Origin of the sequence: Bacillus sp. B19-2 (genome assembly GCF_022832475.1) — a bacterium.
GTDB classification, from domain to species: domain Bacteria; phylum Bacillota; class Bacilli; order Bacillales; family Bacillaceae; genus Bacillus; species Bacillus paralicheniformis.
On the sequence record NZ_JALHKQ010000001.1, the window covers coordinates 1387965 to 1410053 of the forward strand.

The window sequence follows — 22089 nt, forward strand, 5'->3', positions numbered from 1 at the left end:
CTGTCACCTCATTTTACCATGTACGATCCGCTAAATGTCTTAGCGTATGCCTCAAACGCCTTTAAGGCTTGTTCCCTTGTCTCAGGGGCGATGAGTTCGTCTTTCAGCTCTTCGATTTTTCTGACAAGGGCGCTTCCCACGACAACACCGTCCGCCAGTTCATTCATCATCTCCACTTGTTTGGAGCTGGAAATCCCAAACCCAACGGCAACCGGGACGGAGCTCATTCCTTTAACAGACCTGATAAATGAAGAAACAGAATCTTCGAATTCATTGCGCACACCTGTCACACCGAGCGAAGAAACGCAATACACAAAACCTTCCGCCTGTTGTGTTATTTTTTGAATGCGCGATTCGCTTGTCGGCGCGACCAGCGAAATATAGGTAATCCCGTGTTTTTTACACTGCTGCTGCAAATATACGCTTTCCTCAAAAGGAAGGTCCGGTACAAGGAGTCCGTCTAGCCGATTTTGTCGCAGTAAAGCGAAAAAGTGATCTGTATCTAATTGTAACACAGGATTATAATACGTAAAGAGAATAATCGGAATATGGACGCCGTTTTTTTTCATTTCACCGCCAAGCCTGATCGCTTTTACGATGTTCATGTCGTTGTCAAGCGCCCTTTTGGACGCGCGCTGAATCACCGGGCCGTCAGCGAGCGGATCAGAATACGGAACCCCGAGTTCAAGGGCGGACGCCCCCGCCTCCTGAAGGGATTTCGCCAGCTCGATCGAGATTTCAGGCAGCGGGTCTCCAGCTGTAATAAACGGAACAAATAACTTATCGGACGGCTGATTTTTCAGATTGAACATCTTGATTCACCTCTTCTTCCAACACCTTCATCAAGGTATGGACGTCTTTGTCTCCCCTGCCTGAAAGGCAGACGAGAACACTTTTCTCTCTCGGCAGTTCTTTAGCGATGTCAAATGCTTTTGCCAATGCATGGGCGGATTCAATAGCCGGCAAAATGCCTTCAGTCTCTGTCAGCAGCCTTAATGCCGAGACCGCTTCATCATCTGTGACAGATTCATACGTGACGCGCCCTGTTTGATGAAGATGCGCGTGCTCGGGGCCGACCCCCGGATAATCAAGTCCGGCTGAGATGGAATAAGGCTCAATGATCTGTCCGTACTTGTCTTGGATCAAGTAGGTCAAAGAACCGTGGATGACGCCTTTTGTCCCCTTTGTGATCGTTGCCGCATGAAGGGGGGTGTCGACACCTTTTCCCGCAGCTTCGACTCCGATCAGTTCAACAGTTTCTTCAATGAACGCGCTGAACATCCCGATCGCATTGCTGCCGCCTCCGACACAGGCGACAACTTTATCTGGGAGGCGTTGCTCCAATTGATAAAACTGCGCTTTCGCCTCTTCGCCGATCATCCGTTGAAATTCGCGGACGATATAAGGATACGGGTGCGGCCCGACGACGGAACCGATCATGTAAAAATGATCCTGGCAATGCTGAACCCAGTAGCGGATCGCCTCGTTTGTAGCATCTTTTAATGTCCCGTTTCCGCTTGACACCGGAACGACCTCCGCTCCCAAGAGCTTCATCCGAAACACGTTCAGCGATTGTCTGGCAACATCTTCTTCACCCATAAAGACAATGCATGACAAGCCGAACTTTGCAGCGACCGTCGCCGCAGCCACGCCGTGCTGTCCTGCGCCGGTTTCAGCGATGAGCTTTGTTTTCCCCATTTTCTTGGCCAGGAGCGCCTGGCCGAGGGCATTGTTGATTTTGTGGGCGCCTGTATGGTTTAAATCTTCTCTTTTTAAGTAAATCTTCGCTCCGCCCAGCTGTTTTGTGAGCTGGTCTGCGAATGTCAAAGCCGTCGGCCTGCCTGAGTAGTCATTTAAAAGTTTTTGATAATCCTGTTGAAATGAAGGGTCGTCTTTCAGTTCAAGAAACGCTTTTTCGATTTCTTCCAAAGGCTGCATGAGTGTTTCCGGGACGAATTTCCCGCCAAAATCACCAAACCTGCCTTGTTCATTCGGATATGAATACATGTTCGAACATCCTTTCTTCTAGAAGGCTGATCAGCTTTTCGCTTTTCTTGCCTCTTTCTTCAATTCCGCTTGCCAGGTCGATTCCCGGCGGGCGCCGCTTTACAAGATCTGCGATTGTATCCGGGTTCACGCCCCCGGCGATAAACAGGCGTTTTCCTTCTCTTTGTGCTGCATCTTTATACTTTGGGACGCTGTCCCACGAAAACGAAACGCCCGTTCCTCCTCTCATCCCTTTAACAGATGAGTCGATGACATACCCGTCGATGTAAGGTGCGAAAGATGCCATACGCTGAACGGTATCGTCCCTATGATGGAGTGCCTTCCAAATCTCGCAGTCTGTCATGTTTTTCAGCTGCTTGATGTCTGCCGCTGTTTCATCTCCGTGAAGCTGGATCACGTCCAAACCGGCATCTTTTACGATTTCTGCTATTCTGCAAATGTTCTCATTAACAAAGACGCCGACAAGCTTTTTACCTGCTGTATCCGTTTTGCCACACCAAAGTTTCACATCCTCCGGGTCTGCCGATCGTTTGCTTTCGGCGAAAATAAATCCGAGATAATCGGCTTTCGAGCGGGCTGTCACCTTTAAATCTTCCAATGAATGAATCCCGCAATATTTTAAGCTCGGTTTCTCCATCATCCGTTCTCTCCGAATAACGCATGGACAGCCTTCAGCTGTGACGGCTCTCTCATCAACGATTCGCCGACAAGCACGGCCCTGGCTCCGCACGCTTTTACAAATGCGAGGTCTTCCGGTTTTCCGATACCGCTTTCGCTGATGAGAACGGTCCCTGACGGAACGAGTTTTGCCATACGCTCTGTTTGCCCGACGGATGTTTCAAAGGTTTTTAGATTTCGATTGTTTACGCCGATGATTTCGGGTGTAAAGACATTTAAAATACCCTCAAGCGTCTCTTCGCCATGAACTTCGACAAGCACATCCATGCCTTTTTCAGCGGCTTGCTGGTAGAGTTCAAACAGCTTTTGCGGTTCAAGCGCTTCTCCGATCAGCAGGATCGCATCCGCTCCGATGCGGTCCGCTTCTTCAACCTGAATGGAATCAATGATAAAATCCTTGCGCAGTACTGGCAGGGAAACCGAGCGTTTCACATCTGACAAATAACTGTTCTTCCCTTGAAAAAAAGGTGTATCTGTCAGAACAGACAAACAGTCGGCTTTAGCCTGTTCGTACTGTTTAGCGATCTTTACGGGCTCAAAATCTTCCTGAATCACACCTTTTGACGGAGAAGCTTTTTTCACCTCCGCAATTAAAGCGACAAACCGGTTCGGAGAAAGGAGCGCCTTTTTAAATGACCGCTTTGGCAGCTTTAAATCTTCCGGCAGTTCGATTTTCAGAATGTCTTCTCGTTTTCTATCAATAATTTGATTAAGCATACAACTCTTCCTCTTTCTGTTTTAATCGCTCCAGCTGATTGAGCGCTTCACCGCTAGCAACAGCTTCTAAAGCGAGCGCAACGCCCTCTTTTAAATCCGCTGCCTGTTCTGCGGCGTATAAAGCGGCTCCGGCGTTAAACGCCGCGATATGAACAGCCGAATCCGGAGCGCGGTTTTTCAAAATATCGACGATGAGACGACCGCTTTCTTCAGGCGTCGCCACCTGAATGTCGCTTAGCCTGCCGAGCGGCAGACCGACATCGCCAGGCTCAACGGTGTATTCGTATGTTTTGCCGCCTTTCAGTTCAATCACATCTGTCGGCGATGTGATCGACAGTTCATCAAGGCCGTCCCTGCTCGAAACAAACAATACGTGTTCCGTTTCAAACGCTTCAAGAGCGCGGGCCATAAGCTTTGCTTTTTCGATCGAGTAGACACCGATCACCTGGCGTTTGGCTTTCATCGGGTTGCTGAGCGGGCCGAGCAGATTGAATACGGTTCTGAAAGCCAGATCCTTCCTTGCGCCGGCCACGTGCTTCATGGAAGAGTGATAGCTTGGCGCATACAGGAACCCCATGTTGCGGTGTTCAATGCTTTGAATTGTTTCTTCAGGCGACGTCTGAATTGAAACGCCGAGATATTCGAGAACATCAGCGCTCCCGCTTTTTGAAGAAACCGAACGATTACCGTGTTTTGCGATTTTTGCCCCGGCTGATGAAGCGATGATCGCCGCCGCTGTGGAAATATTGAAGGTGGAGCTTCCGTCTCCTCCGGTTCCGCACGTATCGACAACATGTTCCGGCCCGTCTATTGTATGTGCCTGCTCCCGCATGGCTCTGACAAATCCCGCAATCTCTTCAGCCGTTTCTCCCCTGTAGGCGAGAACGGACAGGAGGGCTCCGATTTCCGCGGCGCTCAGCGAGCCGCTCATCATGTCACGCATGATGCTGTGTGCCTCGGTTTCATTCATTGTTCCTCCGTTAACGCATGATTTCAGCAGTTCGTTCATTGCCGTCCTCCCCCTTTTCGAGAAACATTTCTTCTGCGATTTGAATCGTTTTTAACAGAGCCCCCGCTTTATTGCACGTCTCTTCCCACTCTTTTTCAGGCACTGAATCGGCTACGATGCCTGCTCCGGCCTGGATGGACGCCACTCCGTTTTTCACGCTCATCGTCCGGATCGTGATGCATGAATCGATATTTCCGTCAAATCCGATATAAGCAATGCATCCCCCGTAGGTTTCCCTCGGTTCGGGCTCGAGCTCATTCAAAAGCTGAATCGCGCGGATTTTCGGAGCGCCGGTCAAAGTTCCGGCCGGAAATGCGCTCATTAAAGCGTCTACCGGATGAACGCCCGCTTTTAAAGAGCCGGTTACGATCGAAATGATGTGCATGACATGTGAAAAGGAAACGATTTTCGTAAACTCGGGCACTTGGACAGATCCGTACTCAGCTACTCTGCCGATATCATTTCTCGCCAAATCGACGAGCATGTAATGTTCCGCTTTTTCTTTCTCATCAGCCAAAAGCTCTTTTTCGAGCCGTTTATCCTCAGCCTGATCAGCGCCTCTTTTCCTCGTACCGGCGATCGGATGAATTTCAAGATGACCGTTTTGAACATGGATCAGGCGTTCAGGCGAGCTGCCGACAAGATCGCGGTCAGGAAGCTTCATGTAGTACATGTACGGGGACGGGTTGACCATTCTCAGCACTCTGTATAACTCAAAAGAACTGACCTTCACCGGAATATCGAACCTTTGCGAAAGGACGCCTTGAAAAATGTCTCCCGCTTTAATGTACTCTTTCAAGCGATCGACATCGGCCAAAAACCGGGATTTCTCATATGTTGATTGAACCCCTTCAAAGCTGGGGGCCGTGTGCCGGCCTTGCGGGAGAAACAGCTCTTTCGGCGCTTTCCGGTCTGACAGCCTGTGTGTAAGCTGTTTGAGCTCTTCTTTCCCTTTTTTGAAAATGCGCTGTTTTTCCTCACTTGTTTCACTGCCTTCAAGCCTTGCATAGTGGATGAAATGCAGCTTTTTCAGCTCGTGATCATAGGCGATCATCGTCCGGCAGACAAACAGGAGGCATTTTTCCATCTCCGTTTCTTTGTTGTGCCCTTTGATCGACGGTTCAATGAGCGGCATTAAATCGTAGCTTAAATAGCCGACCGCCCCCCCTGTAAACGGGATGTCGAGCTCAGGCGCTTTGATCGAATACGTCTCTGACATCCATTCGAGAACTTCTTTTAACTGTGAAGCTGAATAAAGCTTCTTCTGCTTTTGATCGCAAGCGTGAAACCGGCCGCATTCTTCTTTGATCGTTAAAAAGGGGTCTAAGCCGATGAAAGAATATCTGGACCATGCGGAGGTTTCATCCTGGCTTTCCAGCAAATACACGATGTTTTCCTGCAGCTTCTCGACCAATTGAACGGGCGTCAGCGTATCGACGGAAAAACTCTCGATTATCGGTATCGTTTTAAAGTGTGAAGTATCCTCTGAAAAAGAGGCAAAATCGGTTTGCAGACTCAACAATCTCTCACTCCTTATTGAGGCGGAGAGAATGAGAAGAAGGCCTTTAGAGGACAAATGATTGAATTGAAGAGGGGAAAACGAAACAAACCCAAAAGAACATGTCTTTTGGGTAGAATGAATAAACGTTTTGTCTCAACTCAGCTCATCTCAGCTCATTCTCAATCTACCCTAGTCTCATACTCAGCTTTTCTAAACTAAAACCCCATACACACTCCTGTGTATTTCAAGGTTTCTACAATCGTATTACAATTCAGTATTTTTTGTCAATGATAAATCGGGCCTGAGCGTTACGGCATTTTCTAAATAAACGTGGCGGACTTCATCCTGCCGCATATCCGTCTGAACCGTCATCATCACTCTGATGCATTTTTTAAGGGCGTGTTCAACATCCATTTCCTGCATGCACATGACGGGCACATGCTGCCAGCCGTCAAACATTCTGACGACCTTCGCGGGAAAAGCAGCGTGAATATCAGAAGTAGCAGAAATTAAAATCTGCACGACTTGTTCAGGTTTGAGCTGATTTTCATCGATCATTTTTCCGATCAGCTGCTTCGTCCGCTCCGTAATGTCTTTTTCTGTATCCCGGTCAACTGTCGTCGCTCCCCGAATTCCGCGCATCATCATTTGTCTCCCTCCAATCTCCACATATTCAGCCATCGTTCGATTTCTTCGGCTTTAAAGGAGTGCAGCTGCACACTGCCGATCTTATCCAGCAAGACAAACTGAATGATGCCTCCGCGTGTTTTTTTATCGTTCATCATTCGGTTGATCAGAGCTTCTGTCGACACTTCTCGTTTTACGCTTTCCGGATAGCCGAGACTTTTCAGCCAGGCGGCGATTTTTGTGCGGTCAACAGGACAATTCAGCACCTTCTCACTGACAAATAAAGCAAATTGCATGCCTAAAGCGACGGCATCGCCATGGGTCATCTCTCCATAGCCGTATTCGGCTTCAACGGCGTGGCCAAGCGTGTGCCCAAAGTTCAGATAGGCCCTGATTCCCTGTTCGCGCTCGTCTTGTGAGACAACTTCCGCTTTAATCGAAATGCCTTTGTACACCATTTCACTGAGCTGGCCGGTCGTAATCGCTTTTATTGAATCAATTTTAAGCAATTCGTTCAAGAAAGATTCATCACGGATAAATGCGTGCTTAATGACTTCCGCAAGACCTGAGCGCATTTCTTTTTCAGAAAGCGTGCTCAAGCACTCGGTATCATAAACCACCGCCTTCGGCTGATGAAAAGCGCCGATTAAGTTTTTTCCGAGCGGATGATTAATGGCAACTTTTCCTCCGACCGCGCTGTCATGAGACAGCAGAGTCGTTGGGAATTGCACATAATCGATGCCCCTCATAAAAGTTGAAGCGACAAACCCTGCAAGATCGCCGACAACGCCGCCGCCCAGCGCCACAATGCATGACGAACGGTCAAGGTGAAATTGAATGGCTTCCGTCTGGAGCTTCATAAACATATCGATTGATTTGGCCTGTTCACCGCTTGGCACCGCGACCTTTTTGACGGGCCATTTGCTGCGGAGAAGGCTGAACAGTTCTTCTCCATAGTGTTTATCAACTTCTTCGTCGGTGATCAATAGCACTTTCGTCATCGGAAGGTTCAAGGATGACAAGAGCTCTGCCGCGTTTTTTCTAATGCCTCCCCCGATGAACACCGGGTAGGCCAAAGAAGCGGTTTCGATTTGAAGTGATTTCATTAAAACTCCCTCGCAAGCTTTCGCATTTTCTCAACATTTTCAGCGATCCGGTCCATTTGGTCAACGCCAAACTGCTCGACGATCGCCTTTGCGATTTCCCATGCAACAACCGCTTCAGCCACCACGCTTGCGGCAGGGACAGCGCAGGAATCGGAACGCTCGATGCTTGCTGTAAACGGCTCTTTTGTCTCAATATCAACGCTTTTGAGCGGTTTGTATAAGGTTGGAATCGGCTTCATCACGCCTCTGACGACAATCGGCATTCCCGTTGTCATCCCGCCTTCAAGGCCGCCGAGACGGTTTGTAGCGCGCGTATAGCCTTTTTCTTCGTCCCAAATGATTTCGTCATGGACTTCACTGCCGTTTTTGCGTGCAGCTTCAAAGCCGATGCCGAATTCAACACCTTTAAAAGCATTGATGCTCAGCACGGCGGCAGCCAGCTTGCTGTCGAGTTTGCGGTCGTAATGGACATAGCTGCCGACTCCGACCGGCAACCCTTCAACAATCACTTCGACGATTCCGCCGATCGAATCGCCATTTGCTTTTGCTTCATCGATCGCGTCCATCATTTTTCTGCCCGCTTCTTCGTCATAGCATCTGACAGGGGACTCTTCGGTTACTTTTTTCAAGTCTTCGATCGATTCGTAATTTGTCTTTTCGGCTTTTACTCCGCCGATCTCCAGCACGTGGCCGGCCACTTGGATGCCGAGCTGGGAAAGGATCTTTTTGGCGACGGCTCCTGCCGCCACACGGACGGTCGTTTCTCTGGCAGATGAACGTTCAAGCACGTTGCGCATATCTCTGTGCCCGTATTTGATCGCGCCGTTCAAATCGGCGTGACCCGGTCTCGGCCTTGAAATCTGTCGTTTCATTTCGCTTTCTTCTTCAGCTGTGATCGGCTCTGATCCCATGATTTTCGTCCAGTGTTTCCAGTCATTGTTTTCGACGACGAGAGCGATCGGCGATCCAAGAGAACGCCCGTGCCTTACACCGCTTGTGATCCGCGCCTGATCTTTTTCGATTTGCATCCGGCGTCCGCGGCCGTGGCCTTTTTGACGTCTTTGAAGCTCGTAATCAATGTCTTCTTTTGTGATATAAAGCCCTGCTGGGACTCCTTCGATAATTGTCGTAAGCTGCGGACCGTGAGATTCACCGGCTGTTAAATACCTCATGCTTTCGTTCTCCCTTCATCACATTAACGCTTTTAAGTAAAACTATAACATAACCTTTTATAAAAAGTCAGCTAACTTTTTTGATAGAAAAACGTATCTGTCGATTGAAAACCGTATTTTTCCGGATTGAAGATCTGTTCCGTACTTCCGACAAACAAAACTCCCTTATTCTTCAAACTGCCGCTGAACTTATGATAGATCTTCTCTTTTGCTTCCTCTGTAAAATATATGAGAACATTGCGGCATACGATGATATCAAAATCTTTCTCATATGCATCAGCCAGTAAATTGTGTTTTTGAAAGCGAATGTTTTTCTTGATCTCGTCTTTGACGGCAAACCGGTTTCCGTCCTGCGTAAAATAAAGTTCCTTTATCTCTTTCGGCACTTCCTGCAGAGATCTTTCCTGATACACGCCTTCTTTCGCTTTCGCAAGAACTTTGTCATCGATATCTGTTGCGATGATCTGATAGTCTGAGAGGCTTTTCTGTCTGCTTAAAATCATCGATAATGTATATGGCTCTTCACCGGTTGAACACGCCGCACTCCATACTTTCAATGTTTTCGCAGGCTTTAAAAGCGGAAGGATGGTTTTTTCGAGTACCTCCCACCTCTTATAGTTTCTGTAAAATTCTGAAACATTAATCGTCATCCTGTCCAGCGTTTCCTGCAGAAGAGCTTCATTCTTTTCTAAAGCGAGCGCAAATTCGCGGAAATCGCCGTACCCCTTTTTTTCATAAAGAGATGTTAGCCTTCTTTTCATTTGCGCCTCTTTGTACAATGCCAAATCCACACCAGTTATTTTTTTCCATTTATCAACAAAGAAACTGTAATTGTCCATGTTTTCTCTCCTAATCGTCGTGCTGATATGAGTACAATTATAGCTTGTTTTCTTTTAAATTTGTATCTTTAAAAAGAAAAAAGCCTGCCCGGCGGCAGCCATTCAGATCCATATAAAAAAATCAGCTTTTCAGCTGATTTTTAGTAAATCCATTGATTCATTAACTTCTCGCCTTCAACAAGTTCGTCTTCTTTAAAAAACAAGTTGATTTCGCGTGCTGCACTTTCAAGAGAATCTGAACCGTGAATGATATTTTTTCCGACAAACATGCCGAAGTCTCCGCGAATTGTTCCTGGGAGCGCTTCCTTAGGGTTCGTCTTCCCGATCAGCTGTCTGGCGACCGCGATTGCGTCCTCGCCTTCCCACACCATGGCGAATACCGGGCCTGAAGTAATAAAGTCAACAAGCTCGCCGAAAAACGGTTTCCCGTTATGTTCTTTATAATGCTCGCCTGCCGTCTCTTCTGAGACCTTCATCAGCTTGGCTCCGATTAATTGTAAGCCCTTACGTTCGAATCTTAACAAAATTTCGCCGATCAGCTGACGCTGAACGCCGTCAGGTTTTACCATCACAAAGGTTTTTTCCATAGTCGATTCTCCACCCCGCTAATATGTATAGGCTTTCAACACTACAACAGAAATATAGCATTTTTCAAACAATTAATCAATAAAGGGTGGAGAATATTCATACTTTCGACTCATTTGACGTTTTTTAGAACTTTCGTTTGCCGATGTATTTCGCAATTTGGCCCAGTGCCTTCCGCGCCCTGTTTTTCGGGAGCGTCTCAAGCAGTTCAAAAGCCTTGTTCAAATACATTTCGCTGATTCTGAACGATTGTTCTATGGCATCGGTTTTCTTCAGTTCTTCGATCACTGGTTTGATCTGTTCCGGAGTCGTTTCACTGTTGACCAGCATCAGCCGCGCTTTTAATTCAGGCGATTTCCGTGCATATAATACGGGAAGCGTGACATTCCCCTGAAGCAGATCACTGCCCACAGGCTTGCCAAGCTCCTTTTCGCTTGAGGTGAAATCGAGGATGTCATCAATAATTTGATAGGACATGCCGACATAATAGCCAAACCAGTACAACGTTTTATGAATGTTTTCACCTGCACCGGCAGCAATGGCGCCAAGCTGGCAGCTCGACGCGATCAGAAGGGCTGTCTTGCGCCTGATTCTCCTCAAATAGGTTCTGAGGTTTTGCTCCATATTATATTTATCTTTGATTTGTTCAATTTCTCCAAGACAGACTTCGACAATCGCCTTGGACAAGATTTCATGGGCTTTCGGTTCGTTTATTTTCGTCATCGCTTCAAGCGAGCGAGCGAACAAATAATCACCTGTGTACATTGCAATCCGGTTATCCCACTTCGCCTTGATTGTAGGCTGTCCCCTTCTCAGCTCCGCATCATCGATGACATCGTCGTGTACGAGCGAAGCCATATGTATCAATTCCAATGAAACAGCGACATTTTTAATTTTGTTAATATCGTATTCACCGAACATGCCGGAAAGCAGGACAAACACAGGACGAATCCGCTTGCCTCCGGCCTGCAGCAAATGCAGGCTCGCTTCACTTAGCAATGGATAGTCGGAGTGCACGGTCTTTTCAAGCTCTTTTTCTATCAATTCAATATCGTCATTCAAAAAAGAATAAAACGTTGTCAATTTCATATCGATTCACCCGAGTATTTCTGTAGTCATCATCGCTTCCAGCCGACATGTGTAGCCGCTACGCCGCCTGTGAACGGATGATATTGAACATTTTCTAATCCAGCCTCTTCAAACAATGCGGCAAGCTCTTTCATACCAGGAAATTCCCTGGCCGATTCCTGAAGCCATGAATACTCCTTAAAGCTTTTGGCAAACAGCTTTCCAAACATGGGCATAATAAAACGGAAGTACAGGAAGTACAGCTGTTTGAACCCGAACATTTCAGGCTGGGACGTCTCAAGGCATACAACCTGGCCGCCGGGTTTTACCACGCGCGCCATCTCTTTTAATACGGTTAAATAGTCGGGGACATTGCGAAGCCCGAAGCCGATGGTGACATAGTCGAACGTATTGTCCGGGAAGGGCAGTTCCATCGCGTTGCCGTGGATCAATTCGATCTGGCTGTAGCTGTCGGTCTTTTGTTCCGCGATGCTCAGCATGTTTTTGCTGAAATCAAGGCCCTTGATTTCCCCTGTCTCTCCGGCCGCATCAGCGAGCGCGATTGTCCAGTCGCCGGTCCCGCAGCAGACGTCAAGCGCTTTGGCTCCTTTTGGTACGTTCATGAGCCGCATCGTTTTGTCGCGCCATTTTTTATGCTGTTTAAAGCTGATGACGGAGTTCATCTGGTCGTAATTTTTATAAATCTTTTCAAACACGCCGTGTACGCGCTGTTCTTTTGACTGCACCATGATTACCCTTCTTCCACTTTCTGATGATAAGTTCGTTTTTCAGGCCGAATTTCCTGCAGGCGTTTCAGAAGCCATTTTTGGACGGCGGGCTTTGCAGCAAGAGACTGGTTGATCGCAAGCTTGGCTTCTTCATAAGCCGCAGCAGCCAGCTGTCCGCATGAAGCCTGGCCTTCCGGAAACTCTTTCTTTATGATCGTCTCCAGCAGCCTGGAATCTGAAGCTTTTTCTTCGGCCGCAAACCTTTTAAACACAAGAAAGTCATTGGCGGCTGTTTTCCAGTGAGGCAGGTAAAAGTGGTCGGCGAGATGGTGAAAAAGTGCAGCTTCCACTATGCTGACGCTTTTTTTCAGGCTGTCCGCATCTTTTGCGGAATGGTCGTAAAGCCTGATTTTATGTTCGTTTATTTCTTTGATGGCCGCAGCGAGCGTCCGAATCATATAAATATCCTTCATACCCGATAACAGCGAGTAGTACATGCCGCTGAAATAATCACCGGCCAATACGGTCAGCTGGCGGTTTTTATAGTCGTCCTGCTTAATTGAAGCTGCGGTCGTAACTTCATCATGGGTATCAAGGGCTGTTTGAACAAGCATCGCCGTTAAGATGTAACTTTCCTTGTCAGCTTCTTTTAAATCCGTTTCCTCAAACAGAGCGTAGAAAAGAAACAGCTTATCCTCATCAACTTTCGGCGCAGTCAAATGCTTCGCCAAATATGGATGTGAAAGCTTTTGATTCAGCTTGATTTTCAAATAAGATAATTGTCCGTAGATGTCTTGCAAAGATATCACCCTTGTCCCAAAATTCGCAGTTTTTCTTTTTGATTGATTATGTATCTTTTTTGAGCGGAGAAAGTTTAATTATACCATAATTATGTTGAAAGATATTGTCTTATGCCACGCAAACGGCCATAAAAGGCCGGCTTTCTATTTTTTCGACTCGCTTTTCATCTCGCCGTTTGCCGTCTGAATCAGGGCCTCGCCCCGGATCTTGATCGCAGAGGTGTGCTCGGTAAACTGGCAGATCATCACCTCTCCTTTATCAAGCTTTTCTGAATGATGAAATCTTGTGTCCGTGCCTCTCGTCAGGCCGATCACGTTGACGCCGTCTTCAACGGCTTTGATAACGACAAAATCATTCGATTGATTATTGGTCATGTTCATCGCACACCTTCTCATTTTTAATCATGATGTTTTGATAAGCTCCAACACCTCAGAGCGAGCGGCTACATCTTGTCTAAAAGTTCCTCTTACGGCTGAAGTGACAGTTTTTGAACCCGGCTTTTTCACGCCGCGCATCGTCATGCACATATGCTCGGCTTCAACAACAACCATGACACCGTGCGGAGTCAGCGTTTCAACAATGCTGTCGGCGATTGTTGACGTAATCCGCTCCTGCAGCTGCGGGCGCTTTGCCACCGCTTCAACGGCTCTCGCCAATTTGCTGAGCCCTGTCACTTTTCCCCCTTTAGGGATATAGGCTACATGGGCTTTCCCGTAGAAAGGGACTAAATGGTGCTCACACATTGAATAAAAGGGAATATCTTTAACAAGAACAAGCTCTTCGTGATCCTCGCCGAAAATCGTTTTGAAATGCTCTTTCGGATCTTCGTTTAAGCCCGCAAATACTTCGGCATACATTTTCGCGACTCTTTTCGGTGTATCAAGAAGGCCTTCACGGTTCGGATCTTCTCCGATCGCCTCCAATATTTGCCGGACAGCTTGTTCAATTTGTTCTTTGTTGATTTCTCTCATTGTTTTATATCCTCCAGAAACGCATACATTTAATTCAGATTCTAGCACACTTCAGCTTATAAAAGCAAAATGAAAGGTTTTTTGCCGGCAAAATGTTTTCCGTCTGAAAAAAAGCCTTAAAATTATGAAAAGCCCCTTTGAAAAGGGGCTTTCCTGTGAAGAAACAACATGGTATGTATTACGCGCGAAAACGGCATATATACATACAATTATTTTCCTGCTACAGCGTCTTTAAGCGCTTTACCTGGTTTGAAAGCAGGTACTTTGCTTGCAGGGATTTCGATTTCTTCACCTGTTTGAGGATTGCGTCCTTTACGAGCTGAGCGCTCACGAACCTCAAAGTTACCAAAACCGATCAATTGAATTTTTTCACCGTTTTTAAGTGCATCTAAAATTGTATCAAAAACAGAATCAACTGCTTTAGTAGCGTCTTTTTTAGATAGTTCGCTTGCTTCTGCAACCGCATTGATTAGTTCTGTCTTGTTCATGCCTTTCACCTCCTCCCAAAAGGTATCAAACAATAGATTATCATCATTTCTTCACAGTTCAACCTGTTTCTATACCTGTTTGAACAGAAATTTCAAATAAATATAGAAAAGGCATTTCACGGCTATCAGTGAAAATTTCACTTTGAGAGGAACGTTTGTCCAGTAAAGTGAAGATTTTCTGTATGTAGATTAACACATCTGAATAACCATATCAAGCATTTTAAAGCGATGATCCCTTATTCGTCAAGGTTTAAGCAGAATGAAACGAACAAATATTCCTGTTTTTCCTTTTTTAATCATAATCTTTCCTATATTTCCAGCCGCTTGCCCCTGCCGCCTCAATCCCTTTCACGGCGCCTGTTCAGCCTGTTTCAGGCATGAAAAAAAGACCTCCCGTATGATAAGAGGCCTTCCCTTTTATAAGATGATCGCAATCAAGCCGCCTGAGCCTTCATTGATGATGCGTTCGAGCGTCTCCTTCAGCTTATATCTTGCATTTTCAGGCATGAGTGACAGCTTCGCCTGAATCCCTTCTCTGACGATGGAGCTCAGGCTCCTTCCGAAAATGTCGGAATTCCAGATTGACAGCGGATCATCCTCAAAGTCCTGCATTAAATAGCGGACAAGCTCTTCGCTCTGCTTCTCTGTTCCGATGATTGGCGCAAACTCGCTCTCCACATCGACTTTGATCATATGAATCGACGGCGCCACCGCTTTCAGCCGGACTCCGAATCTAGACCCCTGCCTGATGATTTCCGGTTCATCAAGGCTCATATCGGTTAATGCGGGAGCAGCGATTCCATAGCCGGTTTGTTTTACCATTTTCAACGCATCTGATACTTGATCATATTCGGTCTTGGCATGGGCAAAATCCTGCATGAGCTGAAGAAGGTGATCCTTTCCTCTGATTTCTACGCCGACGACTTCCCTCAAAATTTCATCGTACAGGTAATCCGGCGCGTACAAATCGATTTCGGCGATCCCCTGGCCCATTTCAATTCCGGCGAGGCTGGCGCGCTCGATAAAATCAAATTCGCTGAAGTGTCCGACGACGCGGTCGACATCTCTCAGTCTTTTAATATCTTTGACGGTTTCTTTAACGGAATCTTGATAGTTTTCCCTGAGCCAATGATTCTCTTTTAACACCATGACCCAGCTCGGAAGATTGACGTTGACTTCGAGTACAGGGAATTCGTAAAGCGCTTCTCTGAGAACGCTCAGAACGTCCGCTTCCCTCATGCTTTCAACGCTCATCGCCAGCACCGGAATGTCGTATTTCTCCATCAGCTCTTGCCTGAGCGCTTCCGTTTCCGGATGGTACGGCCTTACGGAATTGATGACCATGATAAACGGTTTTCCAACCTCTTTTAACTCATCGATCACCCGTTCTTCAGCCTCGATATAATCCTGTCTGGCGATTTCTCCAATCGTGCCGTCAGTCGTAATGACAACCCCGATGGTGGAGTGCTCCTGGATGACTTTTCTCGTGCCGATTTCGGCAGCTTCATGAAACGGAATCGGCTCTTCATACCAAGGAGTGTTGATCATTCTCGGCCCGTTTTCATCCTCGTATCCCTTTGCTCCGGGTACAGTATAGCCGACACAGTCGACAAGCCTTATATTCACATCGAGTCCGTCACTGACATGAACTGACATTGCCTGATTCGGAACAAACTTCGGTTCAGTTGTCATAATGGTTTTGCCAGCGGCACTTTGGGGAAGCTCATCTTGTGCGCGCGCCCGGTCTGCTTCATTGTTGATATTCGGGAGCACCACTAGCTCCATAAATTTTTTGATAAACGTAGATTTTCCTGTACGTACAGCTCCTACGACACCTAAGTATATATCGCCTCCTGTTCGTTCAGCGATATCCTTGAAAATATCGACCTTTTCCAAGTGATCCCCTCCCGGACTTCCAATCCTTTTCAATTTTTTACTTCTTCATCAATCAAAAACAGGACACTATAGTGTATGACGTTGTCCTATTTCAATATGACAGCTTAGGGAAATTTTTTCGGCATACATGAAAAAACCTTTCTCCTCATTGTATGCTGAGGAGAAAGGTTCATGACTGATACTTGCATTTTGACCGATATCTATTCGAGAAAAACAGGTTCCTGTTTGTCATTCACTGTATACTTTACCGAAAATGCCGGAACAAATGGCGTTTCTTCCCACATCAAATCCTGGATTTCCTCACCCGGCTTTACCGTTTTTTTCGACCGCTTCATCAGGTTGGCCAAATCCATTCGGTAATCCACTTGGATGTCGCCTTTTTCATCGACGAGAAGCGGCAGCGAGGTGCCGGAAAGCGGACTCGTCACAGAAGGCGCCTCTTTCAGTCCGAGCTTTTCATGGTCAAGCATGAATAAGTGATTGGATACGACTTTTTTATACGGCGGATACTTGTGCTGATCTTTATACATTTCGACCCGAAGCTTTAACTCCCTGATCATTTCCGACATTTTTACATCAATGAGCTTGACCGTCGGCTTTTTTTCTACATCGACAAGGACGTACAAGTACTCTCCGCCGCTTTCATAGGAAGTGCCCGGCGGCTCAGCCATATACCGGGGGGACAGCCTGTTAAAATCGATAGGGTATTTTTGATAGATTGGCACGCTCATATCCCTTGTCTTAATCGGCAGAAGCCCTCCCGTCGCCTCCCTGAATTCATCAACGGCCGCCTGCACTTCTTTGAGCTGGTGCTGATACGGCACGCTGTTTTTCGCCTTTCTTTCTTCAGGGTACAAACAGCCGCTTAACATGATTGCGGTCAATACAGTAACAAGCAGTGCGTTTACGATTTTCATATGAATCTTCCTTTTTTATGCTTTATTCGTTGACGGGACCGCTGAAGACGACAAAAAAGACGATCACGCCGGAGATGAGCATACATGTATAGGCGACGAACGACGTGATCACTTTTAATAAACGGTTTTTAAATTTATATCTGCTTATGTATATGGCAATCACCGCTAAGAACATCAGGCCCATTGATCCCAAGGCAAACCACATTTTTAACAGACCGACATTCACATTGAAGCCCTCCTTCTACCTTTTCTTGTGATGTAAGCGTTATATTTCATTTTATATAAGAAAAACCAGAAGTTCAACAGCTTTTCCAATATTTCGAAACGGAAAAAGGCGCAAAAAAAACCTGAAGCAAAGAGGGGGGCTTTGCTTCAGGCATAACGATTGTGACTATATAACCCAATTGGTAAGATACAGCTCTTCCAGACTTCGATTCTATTTTATGCAAGTCTTCGGACAAATGTATCCTCTCTTGCCTAAGTCTCCAAAATGTTTCGGTTTTTTTAAACGAACTTAGAGGAGAGTATAAAAGTTGGTGATGGGGTGGTCATTTTATTTGATTTTCGAATGTGTTCACAAGATCTTCCATCTCGTGCGTTTTGACTCTCGCCATCAATGATTCGACTGCCGTCTCAACTTTTTCGCCGTCAAACAATACTTTGTGCAATGCTTCGGTGATCGGCATTTTCACATCAAATTTCTTTGAAAGCTGATAAGCGGCTTTTGTCGTGCGGACCCCCTCAACGACCATCCCCATTTCTTTCAGAACTTCATCCAGTTTGAAGCCTTTACCCAGCATATTACCGGCTCGCCAATTTCGTGAATGGACGCTCGTGCAGGTGACGATCAAATCCCCGATTCCCGTAAGCCCCGAGAATGTCAGCGGGTTTCCGCCCATTTTCGTGCCGAGTCGGGCGATTTCTGCCAAGCCCCTTGTAATCAGCGCGGCCTTCGCATTATCTCCGTATCCCAAACCGTCTGTAATGCCCGCGGCAAGCGCAATGACGTTTTTCAGGGCGCCGCCGATCTCTACGCCGATCATATCCGGATTGGTATACACGCGGAAATTCTGATTCATAAACATATCCTGGATCGCCTGTGCTGATTCAATGCTGCTGTCGGCAGATACGGTTACCGTCGTCGGGTGTCTTAAACCGACTTCTTCCGCATGGCTCGGCCCGGACAGAACGACGATGTCCTCCCTTAATTCAGCCGGAATTTCTTCTTTCATCATTTCAGAAATGCGAAGCAGTGTGTCAGGCTCAATTCCTTTTGAAACATGTACAAAAATCGCCTTTTGGTCGATGAAGGAAACAGCCTGTGCGAGAACTTCGCGGATCGCTTTTGTCGGAACGGCGACGATGATCGTCTTGACATCGGCCACTGCAGCTTCGAGATCTGTTGTGGCATGCACGTTTTCAGAAAGTTTGACACCCGGCAGATAATCTTTGTTTTCATGGTGTTCATTGATTTGCTGAATCAGTTCTTCACGATGGCCCCAAATGCACACATCGTACTGGTTGTCCGCCAAAACGAGCGCCAAGGCTGTTCCCCAGCTTCCGGCTCCCAAAATCGATACTTTTGTCATTTTTACTACACCTCTTTATTTTCTTGCTCTTGCAAAAATCTTGATTGGTGTTCCTTCAAATCCGAAGGCGTCGCGTATCCGGTTTTCCAAAAAGCGTTCGTAAGAAAAATGCATCAGCTCAGGATCATTGACAAATACGACAAATGTCGGCGGCTTCACAGCCACTTGTGTCGCATAATAAATTTTTAAGCGGTTGCCATTATGCGTCGGCGTCGGGTTCATAGCCACTGCATCCATAATGATATCATTAAGAATATTGGTCTGCACCCTCATCGAATGGTTTTCGCTTGCCGTCATGACTGCAGGCATCAGCGTATGGATGCGCTTTTTCGTCAAAGCGGACATAAACAAAACAGGCGCGTAGTCCAAAAATTGAAAATGGTCTCTAACCTTTTCTTCGAATTCTTTCATCGTCCGCTCGTCTTTTTCGACTGCATCCCATTTGTTTACGACGATGACGACGGCTTTTCCCGCTTCATGCGCATAGCCGGCAATCCGCTTGTCCTGCTCGATGATGCCTTCTTCGCCGTCCAAGACGACGCAGACGACTTCTGAGCGGTCGATCGCCTTTAAAGCCCGAAGGACGCTATATTTTTCAGTTGCCTCATACACTTTTCCCTTTTTTCTCATCCCGGCTGTATCAACGATGACAAAGTCTCTTTGATTGTATGTAAACCTCGTGTCAATGGCGTCGCGCGTTGTTCCCGCAATATTGCTGACGATCACGCGCTCTTCTCCAAGCATGGCGTTTACAAGAGAGGACTTTCCGACGTTCGGCCGGCCGATGAGGCAAAATTGAACGACCTCATCCTCATACTTCGTTTCGGGTATGTTTTTAAAATGTTCGCTGACCGCGTCAAGCAGATCGCCGAGACCGAGGCCGTGCGTCCCTGAAATCGGGTACGGCTCGCCAAAGCCGAGGGCATAAAAATCGTATATGCTTGCTCTCATTTCAGGATTATCCACTTTATTAACCGCCAGAACGACGGGTTTTTTTGTACGGTATAAAATTTTTGCCACTTCTTCATCAGCAGCCGTGACGCCTTCGCGGCCGTTCGTCATGAAAATAATCACATCTGCTTCTTCCATGGCGATCTCGGCCTGATGGCGAATCTGCGCCAAAAACGGCTCATCGCCGACTTCGATTCCGCCTGTATCAATCAGGTTGAAGTCGTGATTCAGCCACTCGGCAGAGCTGTATATCCGATCCCGCGTCACGCCAGGTGTATCTTCCACAATCGAAATTCTTTCGCCAGCGATCCTGTTAAAGATCGTGGACTTCCCCACATTGGGCCTTCCAACTATGGCTACGACAGGTTTTCCCATAGTACCCTTCCTTTCAATTCAGTAAAGCTTTTCCATCTTTAAATGAATCATCATTTGTTTCTCTTTTTCAAAAAATCAGTTTGAAGAAAGAAACCCTTCTTATTCCATGCAGAAGGGCTTAACTCATATATTATATCAATTTCTAAAAAGATCACAACTGTAATTAAAAATGTTTCACAATCAAATAAAGGTCATCTCCTATCCCGTGGGCGATTCCGTCGAGAATGGCTTCAAGGTTTTTCGCGTACGTGTTCATTTCCTCGGGGGTGTCGCAGAAAAATACAGCCGTCCCGCCAATCACCCGGTCGCGCCTTGTTGTGACGACGGCGAGAATGAAATTTTCGATTGATTCGCTCATTTTATCACCTTGCTGTGCTTTTCTTTAATAAATTCCATCGGTATGCGGATGGCGTTTTCGAGCGTCGGAACATCGCCGATCACCCTGATCGCCGTCTCCTTGTCCTTGATGACCGGAAGGACAAAAACCGCGACCCGCCCGTCATTCAAATCCCTTTTCGCCAGCGGCGAAAGAGAGGGTTCTCCAGAATCCCGGTACACGCCGAGCACATTGGAAACGTCGAATAAAATCGCTTGCCTTTGCCCGAGATTGGCAATGGTTACTGCGGAATTAAAATTTTTCGGTTTTAAAATAAAACCCATGCCGTGTTCCAAAATCAGCTTCTGTTTTTCGGGAAGCCCGATATTCATAATGTAAATATTGTCGACATAAAGGCCGGCCCCGTCAAAATGAGGCTTTTTATATTCTATATCGACGATGTCCTTAATAAAGCTTCCGGACATTAAGATCCTGCCCGAGATAAAACAGATGACAGCTGCAGCAAGGCCTGCCCATACCGATGAAAACAGAATGTATGCGAGGGTCGTCAGGAGCGATGTGAATATGACAATGTAATTTCTGCTTTCAAAGGCGATCGCAATTCCTTCGATATACGTGCTGCCTCTCGAAACGAGTTCATAGCCGTCAAGCTGCGTCAATGTTTCGCGTTCCATATTCCGGACATCCCTGAATTGGGTTGCAGCCAGCGTTAAAAACGTAATCGCTGTATAATCCGATTTTAAGATCGACGGAATAATGATCGCTCCAATGCTGGCAGCGATCAAAGCCAGCGCAATATGTATCGTTTTCCCATGAAGGTATGTGGGGTACTGGCGGTAGTCGGTTCGGAGCATGTACACTCTGACAACAATACCGGCGATAATTCCCAAGATAATCGGATAAGTATATTGGCTCATGACATTTTTGCTGCTCCTTTATTCAATCGCTTCCATTTGTGATAGAACTGATGCATCAGCCGTTCATACTGGGAGATTCCGTAAACGAGAACGATCCCCGCTGCACACATTGACAGCCATGAATAACCTCCGGCTGCAATGTCTCCATAAAGCTTTCTGATGACGAACGTATACAAGAGCTCCCCCTGGCACGCACCGAGCACAAACAGCCCGAGACGGGCGGCGAAGCTTTTTTCAAAAGCCGCCGTCATGATGACAAACAGAATGATGATCAGCCATTCAGGCTTTAGGATAAACCAAACAGGGTCATATAATGCAAACAGAAACAAAAAACCGTAAGCGGACACCATCGACAAATGAAGCAGCAGCCGCTTGATGCTTTTATGAAGCCTTAAATAACCGCACAGCATGAAAGCTCCTATATAAAACGACAAATAGGCGGCATTAAAATGCAGAAAGAGCTGAACCTGATACATACTTAAAATGATGTTGAGCAGAATAAATGCTGACGCATAAAAGCGAAAGCTGTTTTTCTCAAGGATAAAAGTCGTCAACACCCATAAAAACCACATTGACCAATAATAATAGAATTCTTCCATATGTTTTCGTCCTCCATTTTCAGTATGGAGTGACTTGAGATTTTTTAAACGTCTGACAAGGAGGGAACAGCGTTGGGAAAAGACAGGCAGGAAAAGAAGCTGAAACAGCAGAAGCGAACGGAATCCGACCGTGATCAGTCCATCAGCTACAATGGTGCAGCTTCTCTCGAAAGCGCGGAGGACGCGCGGAAGCGAAATCCGTAAAAAAACC

26 protein-coding genes are annotated in these 22089 nt (G+C 46.7%); 1 reads left to right on the plus strand and 25 read right to left on the minus strand.

The features are described from left to right. Positions 1-8 precede the first annotated feature (8 nt). From trpA to MST20_RS07225, 25 genes are all read right to left on the minus strand, one after another. The gene (gene trpA / locus MST20_RS07105; RefSeq protein WP_243941064.1) at positions 9-812 is read right to left on the minus strand and encodes a tryptophan synthase subunit alpha; all 804 of its coding nucleotides are present in this window, start codon (positions 810-812) and stop codon (positions 9-11) included. Then, positions 781-2007 carry a tryptophan synthase subunit beta gene (gene trpB, locus MST20_RS07110; protein WP_243941066.1) on the minus strand — a complete coding sequence of 409 codons (1227 nt, stop codon included), beginning with the start codon at positions 2005-2007 and terminating at the stop codon, positions 781-783. The genes trpA and trpB overlap by 32 nt, the downstream gene beginning before the upstream one ends. Beyond that, positions 1988-2644: a phosphoribosylanthranilate isomerase gene (locus MST20_RS07115; RefSeq protein ID WP_243941068.1), complete on the minus strand. Its 657-nt coding sequence runs from the start codon at positions 2642-2644 to the stop codon at positions 1988-1990. The genes trpB and MST20_RS07115 overlap by 20 nt, the downstream gene beginning before the upstream one ends. Then, the gene (gene trpC / locus MST20_RS07120) at positions 2644-3402 is read right to left on the minus strand and encodes an indole-3-glycerol phosphate synthase TrpC (protein WP_243941070.1); all 759 of its coding nucleotides are present in this window, start codon (positions 3400-3402) and stop codon (positions 2644-2646) included. Before trpC ends, MST20_RS07115 begins: the two co-directional genes overlap by 1 nt. Further along, a complete protein-coding gene (trpD, locus tag MST20_RS07125) occupies positions 3395-4411 on the minus strand; it encodes an anthranilate phosphoribosyltransferase (RefSeq protein WP_243941072.1) in 1017 nt (338 codons plus the stop codon). The genes trpC and trpD overlap by 8 nt, the downstream gene beginning before the upstream one ends. Then, the gene (gene trpE / locus MST20_RS07130) at positions 4383-5930 is read right to left on the minus strand and encodes an anthranilate synthase component I (protein ID WP_243941074.1); all 1548 of its coding nucleotides are present in this window, start codon (positions 5928-5930) and stop codon (positions 4383-4385) included. The genes trpD and trpE overlap by 29 nt, the downstream gene beginning before the upstream one ends. Positions 5931-6176: 246 nt before the next feature. Further along, positions 6177-6560, minus strand: a complete 384-nt coding sequence (gene aroH, locus MST20_RS07135; protein WP_165427411.1) for a chorismate mutase — start codon at positions 6558-6560, stop codon at positions 6177-6179. Beyond that, a complete protein-coding gene (gene aroB, locus MST20_RS07140) occupies positions 6557-7645 on the minus strand; it encodes a 3-dehydroquinate synthase (RefSeq protein WP_243941076.1) in 1089 nt (362 codons plus the stop codon). The genes aroH and aroB overlap by 4 nt, the downstream gene beginning before the upstream one ends. After that, positions 7645-8817 carry a chorismate synthase gene (gene aroC / locus MST20_RS07145; protein WP_243941077.1) on the minus strand — a complete coding sequence of 391 codons (1173 nt, stop codon included), beginning with the start codon at positions 8815-8817 and terminating at the stop codon, positions 7645-7647. Before aroC ends, aroB begins: the two co-directional genes overlap by 1 nt. A 71-nt stretch (positions 8818-8888) precedes the next feature. Then, positions 8889-9656, minus strand: coding sequence for a CheR family methyltransferase (locus MST20_RS07150; RefSeq protein WP_165427414.1), 768 nt, complete (start codon positions 9654-9656; stop codon positions 8889-8891). A gap of 140 nt (positions 9657-9796) precedes the next feature. Next, positions 9797-10243, minus strand: coding sequence for a nucleoside-diphosphate kinase (gene ndk / locus MST20_RS07155; RefSeq protein ID WP_243941079.1), 447 nt, complete (start codon positions 10241-10243; stop codon positions 9797-9799). A gap of 124 nt (positions 10244-10367) precedes the next feature. Then, the gene (hepT, locus tag MST20_RS07160) at positions 10368-11330 is read right to left on the minus strand and encodes a heptaprenyl diphosphate synthase component II (RefSeq protein WP_243941081.1); all 963 of its coding nucleotides are present in this window, start codon (positions 11328-11330) and stop codon (positions 10368-10370) included. A gap of 29 nt (positions 11331-11359) precedes the next feature. Continuing rightward, positions 11360-12058 carry a demethylmenaquinone methyltransferase gene (locus tag MST20_RS07165; protein ID WP_165427417.1) on the minus strand — a complete coding sequence of 233 codons (699 nt, stop codon included), beginning with the start codon at positions 12056-12058 and terminating at the stop codon, positions 11360-11362. A 2-nt stretch (positions 12059-12060) separates the two neighbouring features. Continuing rightward, entirely contained in the window at positions 12061-12837 is a 777-nt protein-coding gene (locus MST20_RS07170) for a heptaprenyl diphosphate synthase component 1 (RefSeq protein ID WP_243941083.1), read from the minus strand. A 144-nt stretch (positions 12838-12981) separates the two neighbouring features. Beyond that, positions 12982-13212: a trp RNA-binding attenuation protein MtrB gene (gene mtrB / locus MST20_RS07175; protein WP_023857455.1), complete on the minus strand. Its 231-nt coding sequence runs from the start codon at positions 13210-13212 to the stop codon at positions 12982-12984. 27 nt (positions 13213-13239) lie between these two features. Continuing rightward, complete coding sequence (gene folE / locus MST20_RS07180; RefSeq protein WP_020451963.1) at positions 13240-13809, minus strand: GTP cyclohydrolase I FolE; 570 nt, start codon at positions 13807-13809, stop codon at positions 13240-13242. A 209-nt stretch (positions 13810-14018) separates the two neighbouring features. Beyond that, positions 14019-14297 carry a non-specific DNA-binding protein Hbs gene (hbs, locus tag MST20_RS07185; RefSeq protein WP_003183006.1) on the minus strand — a complete coding sequence of 93 codons (279 nt, stop codon included), beginning with the start codon at positions 14295-14297 and terminating at the stop codon, positions 14019-14021. Positions 14298-14714: 417 nt separating this feature from the next. Continuing rightward, positions 14715-16193 carry a stage IV sporulation protein A gene (gene spoIVA / locus MST20_RS07190; protein ID WP_020451964.1) on the minus strand — a complete coding sequence of 493 codons (1479 nt, stop codon included), beginning with the start codon at positions 16191-16193 and terminating at the stop codon, positions 14715-14717. A 200-nt stretch (positions 16194-16393) separates the two neighbouring features. Beyond that, complete coding sequence (locus tag MST20_RS07195) at positions 16394-17110, minus strand: hypothetical protein (protein WP_165427420.1); 717 nt, start codon at positions 17108-17110, stop codon at positions 16394-16396. A gap of 22 nt (positions 17111-17132) precedes the next feature. Then, positions 17133-17336 carry a DUF2768 domain-containing protein gene (locus MST20_RS07200; RefSeq protein WP_243941086.1) on the minus strand — a complete coding sequence of 68 codons (204 nt, stop codon included), beginning with the start codon at positions 17334-17336 and terminating at the stop codon, positions 17133-17135. 322 nt (positions 17337-17658) lie between these two features. Beyond that, positions 17659-18699 carry an NAD(P)H-dependent glycerol-3-phosphate dehydrogenase gene (locus MST20_RS07205; protein WP_165427421.1) on the minus strand — a complete coding sequence of 347 codons (1041 nt, stop codon included), beginning with the start codon at positions 18697-18699 and terminating at the stop codon, positions 17659-17661. A 15-nt stretch (positions 18700-18714) separates the two neighbouring features. Continuing rightward, a complete protein-coding gene (gene der / locus MST20_RS07210) occupies positions 18715-20025 on the minus strand; it encodes a ribosome biogenesis GTPase Der (protein ID WP_243941088.1) in 1311 nt (436 codons plus the stop codon). Between the two features lie 163 nt (positions 20026-20188). Further along, positions 20189-20383 carry a capping complex subunit for YIEGIA gene (locus MST20_RS07215; RefSeq protein ID WP_243941090.1) on the minus strand — a complete coding sequence of 65 codons (195 nt, stop codon included), beginning with the start codon at positions 20381-20383 and terminating at the stop codon, positions 20189-20191. Further along, a complete protein-coding gene (locus MST20_RS07220) occupies positions 20380-21279 on the minus strand; it encodes a YIEGIA family protein (RefSeq protein ID WP_243941092.1) in 900 nt (299 codons plus the stop codon). Before MST20_RS07220 ends, MST20_RS07215 begins: the two co-directional genes overlap by 4 nt. Continuing rightward, entirely contained in the window at positions 21276-21878 is a 603-nt protein-coding gene (locus MST20_RS07225) for a YphA family membrane protein (protein ID WP_243941093.1), read from the minus strand. The genes MST20_RS07220 and MST20_RS07225 overlap by 4 nt, the downstream gene beginning before the upstream one ends. Before the next feature lie 72 nt (positions 21879-21950). On the opposite strand from MST20_RS07225, the gene MST20_RS07230 reads away from it, so the two are divergent. Continuing rightward, the gene (locus MST20_RS07230; RefSeq protein WP_003183025.1) at positions 21951-22082 is read left to right on the plus strand and encodes a YpzI family protein; all 132 of its coding nucleotides are present in this window, start codon (positions 21951-21953) and stop codon (positions 22080-22082) included. Positions 22083-22089: the final 7 nt, after the last annotated feature.